The 14,705-nt window shown below is 47.3% G+C and carries 13 protein-coding genes, 1 rRNA gene and 1 pseudogene; 9 read left to right on the top strand and 6 right to left on the bottom strand.

Going from position 1 to position 14,705, the window contains the following annotated elements; genetic code table 11:
- A pseudogene (locus L4C42_RS23235) lies at positions 1-281 on the top strand (IS4 family transposase); the annotation flags it as partial.
- 59 nt (positions 282-340) lie between these two features.
- Here the strand turns inward: L4C42_RS23235 and glyS are convergent.
- Entirely contained in the window at positions 341-2,422 is a 2,082-nt protein-coding gene (glyS, locus tag L4C42_RS23230) for a glycine--tRNA ligase subunit beta (RefSeq protein ID WP_353497463.1), read from the bottom strand.
- A gap of 2 nt (positions 2,423-2,424) precedes the next feature.
- Positions 2,425-3,345, bottom strand: a complete 921-nt coding sequence (gene glyQ / locus L4C42_RS23225; protein WP_418641833.1) for a glycine--tRNA ligase subunit alpha — start codon at positions 3,343-3,345, stop codon at positions 2,425-2,427.
- 414 nt (positions 3,346-3,759) lie between these two features.
- Between glyQ and L4C42_RS23220 the strand changes: the two genes are divergently transcribed.
- Entirely contained in the window at positions 3,760-4,314 is a 555-nt protein-coding gene (locus L4C42_RS23220) for a TMEM165/GDT1 family protein (RefSeq protein WP_353497461.1), read from the top strand.
- Positions 4,315-4,454: 140 nt separating this feature from the next.
- The gene (locus L4C42_RS23215) at positions 4,455-4,715 is read left to right on the top strand and encodes a hypothetical protein (RefSeq protein ID WP_429761819.1); all 261 of its coding nucleotides are present in this window, start codon (positions 4,455-4,457) and stop codon (positions 4,713-4,715) included.
- A gap of 89 nt (positions 4,716-4,804) precedes the next feature.
- On the opposite strand, the gene tusA is transcribed toward L4C42_RS23215, so the two are convergent.
- Positions 4,805-5,053, bottom strand: coding sequence for a sulfurtransferase TusA (gene tusA, locus L4C42_RS23210; RefSeq protein ID WP_042502471.1), 249 nt, complete (start codon positions 5,051-5,053; stop codon positions 4,805-4,807).
- 133 nt (positions 5,054-5,186) lie between these two features.
- Between tusA and L4C42_RS23205 the strand changes: the two genes are divergently transcribed.
- Both L4C42_RS23205 and L4C42_RS23200 read left to right on the top strand, forming a co-directional pair.
- Positions 5,187-5,372, top strand: coding sequence for a hypothetical protein (locus L4C42_RS23205; RefSeq protein ID WP_418641834.1), 186 nt, complete (start codon positions 5,187-5,189; stop codon positions 5,370-5,372).
- Positions 5,373-5,532: 160 nt separating this feature from the next.
- Entirely contained in the window at positions 5,533-6,474 is a 942-nt protein-coding gene (locus L4C42_RS23200) for a LysR family transcriptional regulator (RefSeq protein WP_418641835.1), read from the top strand.
- A gap of 53 nt (positions 6,475-6,527) precedes the next feature.
- Here the strand turns inward: L4C42_RS23200 and acuI are convergent, their stop codons facing one another.
- The 3 genes from acuI to fadB form a co-directional block, all read right to left on the bottom strand.
- Complete coding sequence (gene acuI / locus L4C42_RS23195) at positions 6,528-7,508, bottom strand: acrylyl-CoA reductase (NADPH) (protein WP_418641836.1); 981 nt, start codon at positions 7,506-7,508, stop codon at positions 6,528-6,530.
- 160 nt (positions 7,509-7,668) lie between these two features.
- Positions 7,669-8,832, bottom strand: coding sequence for an acetyl-CoA C-acyltransferase FadA (gene fadA, locus L4C42_RS23190; protein ID WP_418641837.1), 1,164 nt, complete (start codon positions 8,830-8,832; stop codon positions 7,669-7,671).
- A gap of 26 nt (positions 8,833-8,858) precedes the next feature.
- Positions 8,859-11,027, bottom strand: a complete 2,169-nt coding sequence (gene fadB / locus L4C42_RS23185) for a fatty acid oxidation complex subunit alpha FadB (RefSeq protein ID WP_429761818.1) — start codon at positions 11,025-11,027, stop codon at positions 8,859-8,861.
- Between the two features lie 219 nt (positions 11,028-11,246).
- On the opposite strand from fadB, the gene L4C42_RS23180 reads away from it, so the two are divergent.
- From L4C42_RS23180 to L4C42_RS23165, 4 genes are all read left to right on the top strand, one after another.
- On the top strand, positions 11,247-11,870 hold the full coding sequence (locus L4C42_RS23180) for a YigZ family protein (protein WP_353497456.1): 624 nt from the start codon (positions 11,247-11,249) through the stop codon (positions 11,868-11,870).
- A 31-nt stretch (positions 11,871-11,901) separates the two neighbouring features.
- Positions 11,902-13,359, top strand: coding sequence for a TrkH family potassium uptake protein (locus L4C42_RS23175; RefSeq protein WP_353497455.1), 1,458 nt, complete (start codon positions 11,902-11,904; stop codon positions 13,357-13,359).
- A gap of 47 nt (positions 13,360-13,406) precedes the next feature.
- On the top strand, positions 13,407-13,934 hold the full coding sequence (hemG, locus tag L4C42_RS23170; RefSeq protein ID WP_353497454.1) for a menaquinone-dependent protoporphyrinogen IX dehydrogenase: 528 nt from the start codon (positions 13,407-13,409) through the stop codon (positions 13,932-13,934).
- Positions 13,935-14,416: 482 nt separating this feature from the next.
- Positions 14,417-14,705: ribosomal RNA gene (locus L4C42_RS23165) — 16S ribosomal RNA — on the top strand; the annotation flags it as partial.

The following is a 14,705-nucleotide window of genomic DNA, read 5'->3' as shown; positions in this document are numbered from 1 at the left end:
ATAACATCGTGAGGTTAGAGATGGCTGAGATGGCCAAACAACACCAAGTTGAACCACTACGGATCAGCTTTATTAATGCGTTGTTCTTAATAATGGATGAGATGATTTGGGCGAGCGATACTCGGAGTCCTGGGGCGATTCCGAAAAATCTAAAAGCCCTGAGGGACAATGGTAAGCGACTTATACTTCCAAAGAAACGAAACCGGAAACCATACCCTAGAGTCGTATTAAAAAAGCCTGCCAGATATCCTAACAAACAAAAACATGCCACTCGTTCTTAAGCGAGTGGCATTAAGCCTTAGCTTCCCTTTTAATTAACTCTTGTTACCAGAATCGATGACTATTTCTGAAGAAGTGAAATGTCGGCGATTTGCAGGAACAGGTTACGCAGGTTGTTTAGTAGCGTTAGACGGTTCTTCTTAAGCGCTTCGTCATCGGCCATTACCATCACGTTATCGAAGAACGCATCCACTGGCTCACGTAGATCAGCAAGTTTGCTTAGCGCTTCCTGATAGTTACCGGTCGCGAATGCTGGCTCGAGGGCTTCAGTCATCACTTCAACGTTCTCTGCAAGCGTCTTCTCCGCATCTTCTTGTAGAAGTGCAAGGTCGATCTCTGCTGCAAGTTCGCCGTCGAATTTCGCTAGGATGTTACCTACACGCTTGTTCGCTGCCGCTAGTGCTTCTGCTGCTTCTAGCTCACGGAAGTGAGATACCGCTTTAACGCGTTGGTCGAAGTCTGCTGGTTTGGTTGGACGATTAGCCAGTACCGCTTGGATGATATCCACGCTGAAGCCTTCGTCCTTGTACCATGCATTGAAACGACCAAGCATGAAGTCGATGACGTCGTTTGCAACGTTCGCGTTTGTTAGCTTGCTAGTACCATCTTCTAGGGCAAATAGCGATTGTGCTTTTGCGATCAGGTCAGTTAGGTCTAGGTTGTAGCCGTTCTCTACGATGATACGTAGCACACCTAGCGATGCACGACGAAGTGCGAATGGATCAGAGCCCTTGGGTGCTTGGCCAATACCAAAGATACCCACAATCGTATCTAGCTTGTCTGCCATTGCGACCGCTGAAGAGATACCAGTGCTTGGTAGCTCGTCACCCGCGAAGCGAGGCATGTATTGCTCGTATAGCGCCAGTGCTACTTGCTCATCTTCACCGTCGTGAGTCGCATAGTGCATGCCCATCACACCCTGGGTATCGGTAAACTCGAATACCATAGAGGTCATTAGGTCACACTTCGCTAGAAGACCAGCACGCTTAGACTTTTCAACGTCAGCATCGATTTGCTCAGCGATGTAGCCAGCAAGTTCAGTGATGCGGTCGGTCTTGTCTTTGATAGTACCAAGCTGCTTCTGGAAGATAGCTTGGTCTAGTTCAGGTAGACGGTCGATAAGAGGACGCTTACGGTCAGTGTTGAAGAAGAATTCTGCATCCGCTAGACGTGGACGTACTACCTTCTCATTACCTTCGATTACGTAACGAGGCTCTTTCGACTCGATGTTAGAAACGAAGATAAAGTTTGGCAGGAGTTTCTTGTTCTCATCGTAGACGGGGAAGTATTTCTGGTCACCTTTCATGGTGTAAACCAACGCTTCAGAAGGAACCTTTAGGAACTCTTCTTCAAACTTCGCTGTGAGTACGACTGGCCATTCAACTAGAGAAGTGACTTCTTCAACTAGGTCATCTTCTAGCTCAGTAATACCACCAACAGCCGCACCCGCTTTTTCAGCATCAGCTAGAATAATAGCTTTACGCGCTTCGTAATCTGCCATGACTTTACCGCGCTCTTCTAGGATCGCAGGGTATTGCTCAGCAGAATCGATGGTGAACTCTTGCTCACCCATAAAGCGGTGACCGCGGATGGTGCGGTCAGAGGCGACACCTAAGATCTCGCCTTCGATAAGGTCAGAGCCCATTAGCATAGTCAGCGTCTTAACAGGACGGATAAATTGAGTTGTCTTGTTACCCCAACGCATTGGCTTAGCGATTGGCAGGTTAGCGAGCGCTTTTGCTGCAAGCTCAACCACGATTTCAGTCGTTGCTTGGCCTTTGACTTCTTGTTTGAAAAGCAGCCATTCGCCTTTGTCTGTGACTAGACGATCTGCTTGCTCAACAGTGATGCCGTTACCGCGAGCCCAGCCTTGAGCCGCTTTAGTTGCATTGCCGTCAGCATCGAATGCGACAGAAACAGCAGGGCCACGCTTCTCAACCACTTTGTCAGCCTGCCCTTCAGCAAGACCGGCAACTCTAAGTGCGAGACGACGAGGTGCTGCGTACCATTTTACGCCTTCGTGTGCGAGATCAGCGCTTTTAAGCTCAGCTTCAAAGTTTGCTGCGAAAGCTTCTGCTAGAGTACGAAGCTGCGTTGGTGGTAGCTCTTCAGTACCGAGCTCAATTAGAAATTCTTTTGCCATGATTACTTCTCCTCGTCCTTCTTAAGCATTGGGAAGCCTAGTGCTTCACGTGATGCGTAGTACGCTTCTGCAACAGATTTAGTCAGGTTGCGGATGCGGAGGATGTAACGTTGGCGTTCTGTTACAGAGATAGCTTTACGCGCATCAAGGATGTTGAATGCGTGACCCGCTTTAAGAATGCGTTCGTATGCAGGAAGCGGAAGTGGCTTCTCAAGCTCAAGTAGCTCTTTACACTCTTTCTCACACTGATCAAAGAAGGTGAATAGGAAGTCTACGTCTGCGTGCTCAAAGTTGTACGTTGATTGCTCAACCTCATTTTGGTGGAAGATATCACCGTAAGTAACGTTCGAGCCGTCTGGTGCAACGTTCCAAACTAGATCGTACACAGAATCTACTTCTTGGATGTACATAGCTAGACGCTCGATACCGTAAGTGATCTCGCCAGTTACTGGCTTACATTCAAGACCACCAACTTGCTGGAAGTAAGTAAACTGAGTCACTTCCATGCCGTTTAGCCATACTTCCCAACCAAGACCCCATGCGCCTAGCGTTGGGTTTTCCCAGTTGTCTTCTACGAAACGAATGTCGTGTACTAGCGGGTCGATACCAAGAACTTCAAGTGAACCAAGGTACAACTCCTGAATGTTGTCTGGAGAAGGCTTAAGCGCTACTTGGAACTGATAATAGTGCTGCAGACGGTTCGGGTTCTCACCGTAACGACCATCGGTCGGACGACGTGAAGGTTGAACGTATGCCGTAGACATTGGCTCTGGGCCAAGTGCACGTAGACATGTCATTGGGTGAGAGGTGCCAGCACCTACTTCCATATCTAGTGGTTGAACAATAGTACAACCGTTCTGTGCCCAGTAATCCTGCAGCGCGAGGATCATTCCCTGGAAGGTTTTGATATCGTATTTTTGCATAGTAATTCGCGCAATTCTCTAAGTGAAAAGGTCTATCTGATAATCAGAAAATAACAAATAAGTATACCGATTAATCGTTAAGGGGAGTAGGGGTAAAAGCGCTGAATTAATCCCCGTAAAGCCAAAAAGTGGGGTTTTTCGGCGTTGTTCGCCATGTAGAAGGGTTCAAACCCCACGATTGTTGAAATTGATTCGTTGAGTGATTACAATGCCGCCATCTCTGGGGAGTAGCTTATCCATACGCTTGCAAGCGCTTGGATTCGTTCGTCAACATAATTGGTGCAAAATCACCATGGCGCTCGAGACTTGTGCCCGCAAGTTTAGCAAGACCATAGATAAACATCGTGAACCGGGGTGGGGCGCGAGGTTTGTCTATAGGTTAAAAACTATAAACCCTGCCCCTTAGAGCATGTCGTGAGCGTTTTAGCTATTTCAATTACTACCGTGGCACTCGCCGAAATAGGCGATAAGACCCAGCTTTTGTCGTTATTGCTGGCCAGCCGTTACCGTAAACCCATTCCTATCATTGCCGCTATCTTTCTAGCGACCATTGCCAATCATGCGTTAGCTGCTTGGCTAGGTGTCGTGGTGGCCGATTACTTGTCGCCCGATGTCCTTAAATGGGTGCTGGTGATCAGCTTCCTTGCCATGGCGGCATGGATCTTGGTACCCGACAAACTGGATGACAATGAAAGCATTTCAAGCCGTGGCCCGTTTGTTGCTAGTTTCATTGCCTTTTTTATCGCGGAAATCGGTGACAAAACCCAGATTGCCACTTCTATCCTTGGTGCACAATATGCGGATGCCCTAGCTTTGGTGGTGATAGGTACTACGGTCGGTATGCTACTTGCCAATGTACCCGTGGTGCTGATTGGTAAATTGTCTGCGGATAAATTACCGCTTGATTGGATTCGTCGTATTACTGCTATTTTGTTTATGGGACTCGCTATTGCAGCCGCCATTTTTTAATAACAATATCAACTGAGTATCGAATCTTAATCGCGATCAAACTCTCGCTTGAATCTGACTAAATTCGTGATGAATGACATATTAGTGTCATAATTGTCATGGTACTTTAATCATGTGGATCCTAGCGAGAGGGCAAGATTATGCTTACACGTTACACAGGAATGACCGCAGAAAGCCAAAGCCGTTTGTTTACGTTCGGTTTGGTATTAACGCTGCTGGGTATGGTACTCACGGATATGTGGATACCTATGGTAGTAGGCGCCATTATTATGGCCGGGTTGGCTGTCGAGTCGTGGATTCGGGTTCAGCATCTTATTCCAATGCGCAATGAGATTCGTTCGATGCAAAAGCAGATCAAGAAACTTCAATCTGAAGTCAGAACGCTGGAGTATGACGAATAGCTCGAACAAGACGAATAGCTTCAACGGAACGAATAGTTTCAACGGAACAAATAGTAGAAAGGCTGCCAATGGCAGCCTTTTTTAATGCGTTATGCCATGCCTTTTTTGATTAGGTAAAGGTAGGGCACCGTTTCTGTTTGCGCACCAAGTAATTGGTGATCCATAAAGCGACAGAAACTAGGAATATCGCGAGTGGTGGAAGGATCGTCGGCTTTCACCAATAACACATCACCATCTTCCATTTTACGAATTGTCTTCCTGACCATCATCACTGGCTCTGGGCAGCGCAATCCTTCGGCCTCGAGCGTTTGCGTGGCAAGGTCTGTATTGATTGTCATAGGGAACTCTTTTCTCTAGAAAACTGCCCAAATTCTACTTATGAAGAAAAAATATGCAATAACCCCTTGGCAAATGGATCTTTTTGCTTTAACTTTATTAACAAGTTGGTAACAAAGACGCAGGGAAGTAGCTATGTTGACCGCACTAGATAGATTAACAATATACTCGGTACTGTGCGTGATTGCGTTTTGTGCCTTGGTACTTCAGCCTTCACCACAAGCTGGATGGATACCTTTAATTGGTTTGAGTGCTGCAATCGTGGGATTGTGGCTTGAGATGAGACGTTGGCAAGATGCTTCTGAGGAGCAAGAAAATTAACAATTAATAAACATTTCGCCGTCTAAACTATCCAACAGACTACGACATTCCGACACTATCCCCATTTTCTTGGGCTTCCCCGCTGAAAGGCGGGATTTTTTTTATCTGAAGAAAAGCAAACCCAGTGTAGACTAAATGAGGCATTACATAGGAAGAGCTTATGGAACTCGAAGAAATCTATCGTCGCGATCTTAACTTGTTGGTGGCATTGAAGGTATTAGTTGAAGAAGGCAGCGTCAGTCAGGCGGCTGTGCGGCTCAACCTAAGCCAATCTGCAACCAGTCGAGTGCTAGGGAGGCTGCGAGACTTACTCGGCGATCCGCTATTTACTCGTCAGGGGCAGCGCATTATTCCGACCAGTAAGGCTCTTGAAATATGTAAACAAATCGATCAGCCACTAGAATCCTTTCGTCAGCTGTTAACCCCTAGCGAGTTCAATCCTTATTACTGTAATGAGCGTTTCCTTATCGCAACCACTGACTATGCGATGCAAACTATCTTGCCCTACGCGTTGCCTAAGATTTATCAGTTAGCTCCGAATATCTCGTTAGAGTTTGCGCCGCTTCAACATGAAAGCCTTTTCAAGCAGCTCAGTACAGACAAAGTCGACATGGCAATTTGCCGTCCGACCGGGTCTGTGACGCCTTTGCATCAAGAAGTACTTGGACCTGTGGGCGTTTCTTGTTTGGTTTCCAAACATCATCCTTTGGCGGACAAGCCTTTATCTCTTGAGGATTACATTAACGCGCCTCATGCGATGATCGCCATCAGTGATGGCGTTAAAGCCCTGTTGGATGCTGCGCTTATTAATCAAAATCCAAGAAAGATGGTGCTGCGCGCGTATCATCTAGAAGCGGCGTTAGCGATCGTCGATAGTATGCCGCTTATCATTACCGTTCCGGCGGATTTGGCTTACTTAGTGGCCGAGCGCTACGATTTGGTGATTAAACCACTACCTTTCGCGTTTACGCCGTTTGACTATTCTTTGATTTGGCATGCTCGATGCGATACCTCGGAGTCTCAAAAGTGGCTTCGCTCGGTGGTGAAACAAGAGTGTGGAAAATTGATTGCTAAGCGTATTGAAGATGTAGGTTTAGGTTGAATGCAAAAAGGCTCTCGTAATGAGAGCCTTTTTTATCACGAGGTCATTGCTAATTAGATCTTGATAGTCACGCGACCAGTTACGGCACCGTTAGTAATGTCTTCAGCCGCTTGAATCGCCTCTTCGAGTGCTACGGTTTTGCTTGCCTGTGCGTAGTATGACTCAGGAAGTAGTGTCGCTAGCTGTTCCCAAGCTTTGATGCGTTTTTCACGTGGGCACATTACTGAGTCAATACCTTGTAGACGCACGTTGCGTAGAATAAACGGCATTACTGTGGTAGGTAGATCAAAGCCCCCCGCTAGACCACATGCTGCGACGACACCGTTGTAGTTCACTTGTGCAAGCACTTTAGCAAGCATGTTGCTGCCCACAGTATCGACAGCTGCAGCCCACAATTGACGCTCAAGCGGTTTTGCTGGCTCTTCAAGTTCACTACGCTCAACAACGCGTGATGCCCCGAGTGATTTTAGCAGTTCGCCATTCGCTGAAGCGCGACCAGTTACTGCCGCCACTTTATAACCTAGCTGGCTAAGTAGTGTGACAGATACACTACCAACACCGCCACTTGCGCCAGTAACCAGTACTTCGCCGTCTTCTGGTTTTACGCCTGCATCAACAATAGCTTGTACACATAGCATCGCAGTAAAACCTGCAGTACCGATAGCCATAACTTTTTCTGCATCGAGACCTGCTGGCATTGGCACTAGCCAGTCACCGTTTAGGCTCGCTTTCTCAGCCATGCCACCCCAGTGATTCTCACCGACCCCCCAGCCAGTGAGAACCACTTCGTCGCCTTCCTTGTAACGAGGGTCGTCTGATTGCGACACTACGCCAGAAAGATCGATACCCGGTACCATTGGGAAATTGCGGATGATTTTACCTTTACCGGTAATCGCCAACCCATCTTTGTAGTTCAAAGATGAATATTTTACATCTATTTTTACATTACCTTCTGGAAGCTGTGACTCGTCTACTTGAGAAATAGTAGCGATTGTTTTTTTATCTTCTTGGTTAAGTAACAGTGCTTTGAACATGATGTTCTCCAATGAGTTGACGTGTTATCTGCTGCAAAGTGTAGGTGAGAAATTCGAAAAAAAACAATGAAACTTCAACATTAGATGTATGCATTACATGCATAAATAAAAACAGCCCCGAAAACGGAGCTGTTTGCGTTGAAGAGCCGTAATGAGAGGGCTACGGTCTTTCAAAGATGGTTGCGATACCTTGACCTAAACCAATACACATAGTGGCAAGACCGATCTTAGCGTCTTTGTTTTCCATGATATTGATAAGCGTGGTTGAGATACGAGAGCCCGAGCAACCCAATGGGTGACCCAATGCGATGGCGCCGCCATTCAGGTTAACCTTTTCATCGACCACATCCAGTAGACCAAGATCTTTTGCACATGGCAGAGATTGAGCCGCAAATGCTTCGTTTAGCTCAACAATATCTATGTCGTCCATCGTCAGACCTGCACGTTTAAGCGCTTTTTGCGTGGCTGGTACAGGGCCGTAACCCATAATCGACGGATCGCAGCCAGCAATGGCCATAGAGCGGATCTTCGCGCGAATGGTTAAACCAAGCTCGTTGGCTTTCTCTTCGCTCATGATAAGCATGGCAGACGCACCATCAGACAGTGCCGATGACGTACCTGCGGTTACCGTGCCATTTGCCGGGTCAAAGACTGGACGAAGCTTAGATAGCCCTTCAACATTGGTTTCTGGACGAATCACTTCATCGTAATCGAGGGTAAACAGTGAACCATCTTCAGCATGACCTTCGGTCGGCAAGATCTCGTTCTTGAAGCGACCTTCAAGCGTTGCTGCTTGCGCTCGCTGGTGGCTTCGCGCTGCAAACTCATCTTGTTGCTCACGATTGATGCCATGCAATTTACCCAGCATTTCGGCGGTGAGACCCATCATGCCCGCTGCTTTCGCGACGTTTTTAGAAAGCTGAGGGTGGAAGTCCACACCGTGCGTCATAGGAACGTGTCCCATGTGCTCAACGCCACCAATTAGGCAGATCTCCGCATCGCCAACCATGATGGAGCGCGCAGCGTCATGCAATGCTTGCATAGATGAGCCACACAGACGGTTTACCGTGACGGCACCGATTTCAATCGGTAGGCCCGCCAGCAGCGCTGCATTACGAGCAACGTTGAAACCTTGCTCTAGGGTTTGCTGTACACAGCCCCAGTAGATATCTTCAATCTCTTCTGGCTTCACTTGTGGGTTGCGAGCCAAGATACCTTTCATTAGATGTGCCGATAAGTCTTCAGCACGCTGATGTCTAAACGCACCACCCTTGGAACGACCCATAGGTGTACGAAGACAATCAACAACGACAACATTTTTCATTTTGATATTCCTCATCCAATCGGTGGTTACAGTGAGCTAGCTTGCTGCACGTCATAGAAGCGCTTGCCAGAGCTTGCCATGTCGACCAGCGACTGAGGCACCTTGTACATTGCACCTAGCGACTCATATTGCTTCGCCATCACAACGTAGTTATCGATGCCGATACTGTCTAGATAGCGGAACACACCACCTCTGAATGGAGGGAAGCCTAGACCGTAAACCAACGCCATGTCTGCTTCTTGTGGTGTCGCAATGATGCCTTCTTCCAAACACAGTACGACTTCGTTGATCATTGGAATCATCATGCGCTGAATAATGGTGTCATCATCGAGTGATTGTGCAGGCTTGCTGACTGACTCGAGCAGTGAGCTGATGTCTTCGCTCGGTGCTTTCTTAGGGCGACCGCGTTTGTCAGTGGTGTAAGCATAGAAACCGGAGCCATTCTTCTGACCATAGCGGGTGTTTTCAAACAGCACATCAATGGAATCACGCTGCTCTTTTGCCATACGCTCTGGGAAGCCTTCCGCCATAACCGCTTGTGCATGGTGCGCGGTATCGATACCCACAACGTCAAGTAGGTAAGCAGGACCCATTGGCCAGCCAAACTTACGCTCCATGATTTTGTCTATCTGAATGAAGTCCGCACCATCCGCCAGTAGCTGACTAAAGCCACCAAAGTATGGGAATAGAACACGGTTAACAAAGAACCCTGGGCAGTCATTCACAACGATAGGGGATTTACCCATTTTCGCGGCGTAAGCTACAACGCGATTGATGGTTTCTTCCGAGGTGTGCTCACCGCGAATGATTTCGACCAATGGCATGCGGTGTACTGGGTTAAAGAAGTGCATACCACAGAAGTTTTCTGGGCGTTTTAGTGACTTCGCAAGAACATTGATAGGAATGGTTGAGGTATTCGAGGCGATGACAGTACCTTCGCCCACCATCTCTTCGACTTCACTCAGCACTGCAGCTTTGATTTTTGGATTCTCTACCACAGCTTCCACAATCACATCGCTTTGCTCAATACCTGCGTAATGTAGGCTAGGTGTAATTGAAGCCAGCACGCCGGCCATCTTAAATCCGTCGATGCGTCCACGCTGTAAACGCTTGTTGAGCAATTTGGAGGCTTCGGTCATACCAAGCTCAAGGGACGCTTGAGCGATGTCTTTCATGATAACCGGTACGCCTTTTAGCGCTGACTGGAAGGCGATACCGCCACCCATGATACCGGCACCGAGTACTGCTGCGCGCTCAGTGTCTTTGCCAGACTTAGCGGCTTTTTTAGCAAGACCTTTGATGTATTGGTCATTAAGGAAAATACCAACCAATGCGTTAGCGACATCTGAGCCGGCAAGATTGATGAAGTAGTTCGCTTCTACATTAAGCGCTTCATCACGACCATAGCGAGCAGCCTCTTCAATAGTTTTGACTGCGGCCATTGGCGCTGGGTAATGCGGTCCGGCTTTTTGTGCAACGAGACCTTTCGCCATAGTAAAGCTCATCATGGATTCAAGCTTGCTGAGCGTTAGCGGTGATACTTTTGCTTGGCGACGCGCTTTCCAATCAATCTTTTCATTGATGGCTAGCTCAATAGTGTTCAGTGCAGAGTCATACAACGCATCAGTGTCGACGATAGCATCGAGTAGGCCGACTTTTAGAGCTTCATTGGCTCGGCATGCTTTGCCTTGCGTGATGATCTCCATGGCACTGTCTGCACCAATCAGTCTTGGTAAACGAACGGTACCGCCAAAACCAGGCATGATACCTAGTTTGGTTTCCGGCAGGCCGATGCTGGTGGTCTTGTCGCCTATTCTAAAGTCCGTCGCTAGTACGCACTCACAACCACCGCCTAGCGTGTAGCCTTTTAGTGCAGATAGCGTTGGTACTGGCAAGTCTTCCAGCTTGTTGAAAATGTTGTTAGCGAACCCTAGCCACTCCTTGAGTTCAGCTTTTGGCTTGGCAAACAGTCCAAGGAATTCTGTGATGTCAGCACCCACAATAAAGGCGCTTTTGTCAGTTGTTAGGATGAGTCCCTTAAGGTCGCTCCATGCAGCAAGCGCATCGAGGGCTTTATCTAGGGCTTCGAGAGTAGCCAAGTCCAGTTTGTTGACCGACTTGGGAGAGCTAAAGCACAGCTCGGCGATGCCGCTGCGTACTTCCTTTACCTGTAGAGTTTCAGATTGGTAAATCATTGTCATTCTCCGTGACAGACAATCCGTGATTGTGTGAAAGCGGTTGTTATAGTTTTACTTCTGGTTAGACCAGTTATTTAAGTGTGTACCGCATAGAATTTAATTTCAATACATTTTTTAAACAACTGTTTAACATTATGACCAGTGTCCAATCTTGGAGTCAATTGCTATCGCTCGTGCTAGAATACCCCTTTTAGGCGACAAACCTCGTAAAACTCAATGAACTCAACTGCATACTTGATACCTGAGCACCCAGTTATTTTTGAAGAAGAGATCAAAAAGAGCGTGTTCATCACGCAAATCGCTCATACGCCAAGTATTGAGTTGGCAAAAGCATTTGTTGATCAAGTGAAGAAACAGCACAGCAGTGCTCGACACAATTGTTGGGGTTTTGTGGCGGGGCGTCCTGAAAATTCGATGATGTGGGGCTTTAGTGATGACGGTGAGCCGTCCGGCACCGCAGGTAAGCCTATCTTAGCGCAGCTCAGTGGTTCCGGTATTGGAGAGCTAACCGCTGTGGTCACTCGTTATTCTGGTGGAATCAAGCTTGGCACGGGCGGTTTGGTGAAGGCTTATGGTGGCGGTGTACAACAAGCACTTAAGCTGATTCAAACAATCGAAAAAAAAATCACCACACAATTACGTCTAGAGTTAGACTATGCATTCGTGTCTATCGCTCAATCTGAGCTGAGTCGTTTCGAAGCGGTTGAGGTCGAGTCGCACTACACCGACAAGGTTATTCTTATTGTTGAGTTAGAAGTGAACCATGTTGATGCACTGACGCAGAGTATCATTAATAAAAGCGGAGCCAAGGCAATGGTCTCCCCAGTAGAAAACAACTAGGACGTAACGAAGCAGCGCTTCATCAACTCATATGCAATTTCGATCCATAATTCGCATTGTCGGACTGCTACTCGCTCTGTTTAGCGTTTCAATGCTCGTACCCGCTTTAGTCGCACTGATTTATCGAGATGGTGCGGGTGTGCCTTTCGTTACTACCTTTTTCGTCCTACTTGTTTGCGGCGGGTTTTTCTGGTTTCCAAACCGTCGTCATAAACACGAGCTTAAAGCCAGAGACGGCTTTCTTATTGTTGTACTGTTTTGGACCGTAATCGGTAGTGCCGGTGCATTGCCTTTTTTGATATCTGATTATCCCAATGTCTCTGTCACGGATGCCTTCTTTGAATCCTTCTCGGCACTAACGACGACAGGGGCGACAGTGATCGTTGGCTTGGATGAACTTCCTAAGGCGATTTTGTTCTATCGTCAGCTACTTCAGTGGTTTGGTGGTATGGGTATCATTGTACTCGCGGTGGCGATTCTACCGGTGCTTGGTATCGGTGGTATGCAGCTCTATCGTGCCGAGATCCCGGGGCCGGTTAAAGACAGTAAGATGACGCCGCGTATTGCAGAGACCGCTAAGGCGCTTTGGTACATCTATCTGAGTTTGACTATTGCTTGTGCAGCGGCATTTTGGGTGGCAGGCATGACGCCATTTGATGCGATTGCCCATAGCTTCTCGACGATTGCGATTGGCGGCTTCTCGACCCATGATGCCAGTATGGGTTATTTCAATAGTCCGGCTATTAACATGATTACGGTCGTATTCCTGCTGATATCTGCGTGTAACTATTCTTTGCACTTTGCGGCCTTTGCATCTGGCGGCGTGCATCCTAAATACTATTGGAAAGATCCTGAGTTTAGAGCTTTCATCTTTATTCAGGTGGTTCTGTTTTTGGTTTGCTTCCTTATCTTACTTGAGCATCACTCCTACAATTCCATGTACGACGCGTTCGATCAGGCTCTGTTCCAGTCAGTCTCGATATCGACGACAGCCGGCTTTACGACAACGGGATTCTCGGAGTGGCCTCTGTTCTTGCCCGTACTACTGCTGTTCTCATCATTTATTGGTGGTTGTGCGGGGTCAACGGGTGGTGGCATGAAGGTTATTCGTATTCTTCTACTGACACTGCAAGGTGCCCGTGAAATGAAGCGCTTGGTTCACCCAAGGGCGGTCTATACCATTAAAGTCGGCGGGACAGCACTATCACAGCGCGTTGTCGATGCGGTTTGGGGGTTCTTCTCCGCTTATGCTTTGGTGTTTGTGGTGTGTATGTTGGCGCTTATCGCAACAGGTATGGACGAGCTCAGTGCTTTCTCAGCCGTAGCGGCGACACTGAATAACCTTGGTCCAGGCCTTGGTGAGGTGGCACTTCACTTTGGCGATGTGAACGACAAGGCGAAATGGGTACTGATTGTGTCGATGCTGTTTGGGCGATTAGAAGTGTTCACTCTTCTTATACTACTGACGCCAGCATTCTGGCGAAGCTAATTCATCAATAGCTAATTTATTAATAGATGGCAGCGAAGGAAATCATCGTGGAAAAAGTTCTCTATCTCTATTCTTCTCGCGAAGGACAAACAAAGAAAATCATTGGACGTATTGCTGAGCAGCTTGGTCATAATGATGCCGCCACTATTAACCTTCATGAAAACCCAGATGTAAATCTGAGTGACTATGACAAAGTACTCATTGGTGCCTCTATTCGTTATGGCCACCTAAATAAGAAGCTGTATCAGTTTATTGAAGCAAACCAAAAGCAACTGGATGAGATGAAGACGGCGTTCTTCTGCGTGAACCTGACGGCCAGAAAAGAAGAGCAAGGCAAAGATACGCCAGAAGGCAGCGCCTATATAAAGACGTTTCTTAAAAAGTCGCCTTGGCAGCCGACCCTGATCGGTGTTTTTGCTGGTGCCCTCTATTACCCGCGTTATAATTCGTTTGATCGCTTTATGATTAAGCTAATTATGACCATGACAGGTGGCGAAACGGATACCACCAAGGAAGTTGAGTATACTAATTGGGAGAAAGTGAGGCTGTTTGCCGAGAAATTTGCCCAGTTATAGAGAGATAATGTTGGTTTTTACGCCGTTTTGACTCGTTTTTAAGCGAACGATAAAAAAAAGCGAAAAACTTTAAAAAAAGGGTTGCCAACTTTAATCCGATCTCTATAATGCCCCCTCGCTGACACGGGAAAGGACAACGAAATCCCCAACGAGTCAGAAGGTCACAAGCTTCTAAGAAGCTTAGCAAAATAAGTTAAAAAAGTGGTTGACACAAAAACTTATCTCGCTAAAATGACCGTCCGTTTCAAGGGAAGCTTTGAAACAAGCTCTTTAACAATATAAACCTATCAATCTGTGTGGGCACTCGTTGATGATAATCAAATTAGATACCTCGGTATCAAATTAGGTTTTCAATGAACTGAGTGACCAATCAAGTCGAAAGACTTGGCACAGTCAATTCATTATCGTTCTGTTGGAACGATAATAGCTTTAGATTACTTATGTAGTTTAAAGTCAGTATTCATTGAGCCGAACAAAATCTTAAATTGAAGAGTTTGATCATGGCTCAGATTGAACGCTGGCGGCAGGCCTAACACATGCAAGTCGAGCGGAAACGAGTTAACTGACCCTTCGGGTGACGTTAACGGCGTCGAGCGGCGGACGGGTGAGTAATGCCTGGGAATATGCCTTGATGTGGGGGATAACCATTGGAAACGATGGCTAATACCGCATAACGCCTTCGGGCCAAAGAGGGGGATCTTCGGACCTCTCGCGTCAAGATTAGCCCAGGTGGGATTAGCTAGTTGGTGAGGTAATGGCTCACCAAGGCGA

It is taken from the genome of Vibrio wakamikoensis (genome assembly GCF_050337275.1).
Taxonomy (GTDB): Bacteria; Pseudomonadota; Gammaproteobacteria; order Enterobacterales; family Vibrionaceae; genus Vibrio; species Vibrio chaetopteri.
The sequence above is the reverse complement of the archived record's forward strand: the minus strand, read 5'-3'. Positions and strand labels throughout refer to the sequence as shown.

What these genes read in the sequence shown, in the direction of transcription:
- glyS (WP_353497463.1), bottom strand. Translation starts at nt 2,422, where the DNA reads ATGGCAAAAGAATTTCTAATTGAGCTCGGTACTGAAGAGCTACCACCA.
- L4C42_RS23215 (WP_429761819.1), top strand. Translation starts at nt 4,455, where the DNA reads ATGCTTACACGTTACACAGGAATGACCGCAGAAAGCCAAAGCCGTTTG.
- L4C42_RS23180 (WP_353497456.1), top strand. Translation starts at nt 11,247, where the DNA reads ATGAACTCAACTGCATACTTGATACCTGAGCACCCAGTTATTTTTGAA.
- L4C42_RS23175 (WP_353497455.1), top strand. Translation starts at nt 11,902, where the DNA reads ATGCAATTTCGATCCATAATTCGCATTGTCGGACTGCTACTCGCTCTG.
- glyQ (WP_418641833.1), bottom strand. Translation starts at nt 3,345, where the DNA reads ATGCAAAAATACGATATCAAAACCTTCCAGGGAATGATCCTCGCGCTG.
- fadA (WP_418641837.1), bottom strand. Translation starts at nt 8,832, where the DNA reads ATGAAAAATGTTGTCGTTGTTGATTGTCTTCGTACACCTATGGGTCGT.
- tusA (WP_042502471.1), bottom strand. Translation starts at nt 5,053, where the DNA reads ATGACAATCAATACAGACCTTGCCACGCAAACGCTCGAGGCCGAAGGA.
- L4C42_RS23200 (WP_418641835.1), top strand. Translation starts at nt 5,533, where the DNA reads ATGGAACTCGAAGAAATCTATCGTCGCGATCTTAACTTGTTGGTGGCA.
- L4C42_RS23205 (WP_418641834.1), top strand. Translation starts at nt 5,187, where the DNA reads ATGTTGACCGCACTAGATAGATTAACAATATACTCGGTACTGTGCGTG.
- fadB (WP_429761818.1), bottom strand. Translation starts at nt 11,027, where the DNA reads ATGATTTACCAATCTGAAACTCTACAGGTAAAGGAAGTACGCAGCGGC.
- acuI (WP_418641836.1), bottom strand. Translation starts at nt 7,508, where the DNA reads ATGTTCAAAGCACTGTTACTTAACCAAGAAGATAAAAAAACAATCGCT.